The sequence below is a fragment of the Arsenicicoccus sp. UBA2120 genome, assembly GCF_002330965.1.
Lineage (GTDB): Bacteria > Actinomycetota > Actinomycetes > Actinomycetales > Dermatophilaceae > Arsenicicoccus > Arsenicicoccus bolidensis.
In genome coordinates, this window is record NZ_DCYC01000020.1 from 1 (window position 1) to 2936 (window position 2936).

General features: G+C 73.3%; 3 protein-coding genes. 1 reads left to right on the forward strand and 2 read right to left on the reverse strand.

Annotated features, from left to right (window positions below; all coding sequences use genetic code 11):
- Window positions 1–32 precede the first annotated feature (32 nt).
- Window positions 33–458 (reverse strand): sigma factor, encoded by a 426-nt coding sequence (locus B2P18_RS02075; RefSeq protein WP_286955660.1) that lies wholly within the window; start codon window positions 456–458, stop codon window positions 33–35.
- Between the two features lie 19 nt (window positions 459–477).
- Entirely contained in the window at window positions 478–1812 is a 1335-nt protein-coding gene (locus tag B2P18_RS02080; RefSeq protein ID WP_286955661.1) for a DUF4921 family protein, read from the reverse strand.
- 101 nt (window positions 1813–1913) lie between these two features.
- On the opposite strand from B2P18_RS02080, the gene B2P18_RS02085 reads away from it, so the two are divergent.
- Window positions 1914–2936, forward strand: a 1023-nt coding sequence (locus B2P18_RS02085; protein ID WP_286955662.1) for an MFS transporter, incomplete at its 3' end; no start/stop codon positions are given.

Below are 2936 nucleotides of genomic sequence, written 5' to 3' on the forward strand. Positions count from 1 at the left end.
CCCCTGCACCGCGAGACCCCTCCCATCCGACGTCAGGTGACCCGTGGGGGCAGGTCCGCAGGCGACCCCGCTCCACGCCGGAGTTCTCCCGACGCAAAGTGACCCGTCGGGGCACGCCCGCACCGCGAAACCCCCACTACTCGACGCAACGTGACCCGTCGGGGCACGCCGTCGACCTGGTCGGGCACACCGGTGTCGGCGACCTCGGCCAGCGGCGGCTCGTGATGGCTGCGGCGGCGCGTCCGGTCGATGTAGGCGTTGGTGAGGGCGGCGCGGGGATAGCCGGCTGGGCTCTCGACGTGGTCGATGTGCCGCCAGCGGACGTACCTGCGGGCGAGCGTCTCCTGCACCAGGTCCTCGGCGAGGTGGTGGTCGTGGCAGAGCAGGTAGGCGCGGCCGGAGAGCGACCGGGCGCTGGCCCGCGCGAACTCCTCGAAGCCCGCCGGGGAGCGGCTCATGGTGAGGCCTGGCAGGTGGTCATGCCTGGTGAGACGCATCGGGCCGGGTCGGAGGTGACAGCCGTATGCCGTCCGCCAGCCGTCCCTCGTCGGCCAGGGCGTGGAGGCGGGTGACCACCCGGTCGCGGAGCGCCCACGGGTCGATGGTGTTGACGTAGATCTTGGTGCCGCCCTCGAACCCCGCCAGCGTGGACACCCGCCACTTGAGGACGATCCGCCAGGGGAGGGGCAGGTCGACGCCGGTGGGGGTGTGGTGCCACTCCTCGTTGCAGGGGACGTGGACGCCGGTGGCGGCGTGGAGGGCGTGCAGCAGGTCCGCGACGGCGTCGACCTCGTGGCGCTGCTGGCGCCAGGGCTCGCGCTGCGGCGAGAGGGAGTGGACCTCGAGGGTGGGGTAGCGGTGCCCGAACCCGGCGTAGGCGACGGCGTGCTCCGTGCGGGCGACCACGAGCCCGGCGCGCTCGGCGAGGGCGGGTCCCGCGTCGGCATACAGCGTGGGGTGGCGGCGCAGCCGTTCCTGCTCCTGCTCGGCCTGGGTGCCGAGCTCGTCGATGGCGACGAGCTGCTTGTGCAGGTGGTCGAAGGACGCGCCGGCGGGCTTCAGCCAGTTCTGGAACGCCGCGACGTAGCGCACGTGCGGGTTGCTCGCGTAGAGGTCGGCCATGGCGTCGATGGTGAATCCCACGTAGGCGCGGTGCTCCTCGGGGGTGAGCGTGCCCGACGAGGCGAGGGCGCTGGTGTCGGTGGCGCCGTCGACCAGGTGACGGCGCGCGACGATCACGTCGTGCCCGCCACCGAAGAACGCCTCGGTCCCGGCGAGCCGCTGCGCCTCGTCGAGCAGCTCCCACGCCTTGGCCGCGGTCCCGCCGGCGAGCGCCTTGGCGCGGGCGACGGCGAGCACGTGGGCGCGCCCGGCCGGGTCGGCGAGGTAGGCGTCGCGTCGTGCGCGTGCCGCAGCGGGCAGCGCGACGCCGTGGTTGAGCCGCCAGTAGTCGTAGCTGAGGATCTCGAACAGGTTCGGCACCCGGCGGAACTCGGCGATCGTGTCGTGGAGCTCGGTGCGGGACAGGCCGGTCAGCGTCGCCCACCCCGGATCTGCTTGGCCGGCGCGGGTTCTCACGAGCCGCGACTTCTCCGGCGGCGTCTCGGCGTAGCGCTCCGGGCAGAACGCGCACAACCGGTCCCGCTCGTCCTCGCCCACGGGAGCGGCGGCCAGGGCGGGTGCGCCGAGCGGCCGGTTGCCGCGCCCCGGCACCGTCCACACCTGCGTGCCGGTGAACGGGTTGACCTGCTTGACCGTCCCGTCCGGCAGCCGCGCGAGGTAGTGGTCGTCGGGGCGGCGGGCGGTCGTCATACGGCCCATCCTGCTCCTGCCCGGCGACGGTGGCGACGGTGGCGACGGTGGCGACGGTGGCGACGCTGGGGAGAGGCGGGGCGAGGACCTAGGCTGTCCCGGTGAACCTGCGCTCCGTCGTCGCCGACACCCGGCCCCTGCAGCACGGCGACTTCCGGCGGCTGTGGACCGCCAACATCATCACCGTCATCGGCGCCCAGCTGACCATCGTGAGCGTCCCGGCGCAGATCTATGCCGACACCGGTTCCTCGGCCTACGTCGGGCTCACGGGGATCTTCGGGCTCGTCCCGCTCGTGGTGTTCGGGCTGTGGGGCGGGGCGCTCGCGGACCACGTCGACAAGCGCAGGCTGCTGACCTTCACGACCGTCGGGCTGATCGTCTCGACGCTCGGCTTCTGGCTGCAGGCGGCGCTCGGGTCGACGAACGTCTGGCTGCTGCTCGGCCTGTTCGCCGTGCAGCAGGCCTTCTTCGCGGTCAACCAGCCGACGCGGACCGCGGTGCTGCCGTCGATCCTGCCGATGAACCTGCTGCCCGCGGCCAACGCGCTCAACATGACGCTGTTCATGGCCGGCGCGATCGCCGGGCCGCTGGTGGCGGGGGCGCTGATCCCGCTCGTCGGCTTCTCGTGGCTCTATCTCACCGATGCGATCTGCCTGCTCGCCACGCTGTATGCCGTCCGCCGCCTGCCCCCGCTGCCCGCGGAGCGTCACGACGGGGCGCCCTCATCCGCGCCCGGGCTGCGCTCGGTGATCGACGGGATCCGTTATCTCGGAGGGCATCCCGTCCTGATGATGAGCTTCGTGGTGGACCTGATCGCCATGGTCTTCGGGATGCCGCGGGCGCTGTTCCCCGAGATCGCGCACGTCAACCTGGGTGGCGAGGCCGGGGGAGGGCCGGCCTTCGCGGTGCTCTTCGCCGCGATCCCGGTCGGCGCGGTGCTCGGCGGGGTGTTCTCCGGGTGGGTGTCGCGCGTGCAGCTGCACGGCCGCGCGGTGGTGCTGTGCATCGTGGCGTGGGGCGTGGCGGTCGCGCTGGCGGGTGCGGCGGTGCTGCCGGCCGACGGGCGGCTGCATCCGTGGATCTGGCTGGCGGCGGTCGCCCTGGCCATGGCGGGGGCGGCGGAC

Bases quoted from the DNA above. Each gene is read 5' to 3' on its own strand.
- B2P18_RS02075 (WP_286955660.1), bottom strand. From the start codon at position 458: ATGAGCCGCTCCCCGGCGGGCTTCGAGGAGTTCGCGCGGGCCAGCGCC.
- B2P18_RS02080 (WP_286955661.1), bottom strand. From the start codon at position 1,812: ATGACGACCGCCCGCCGCCCCGACGACCACTACCTCGCGCGGCTGCCG.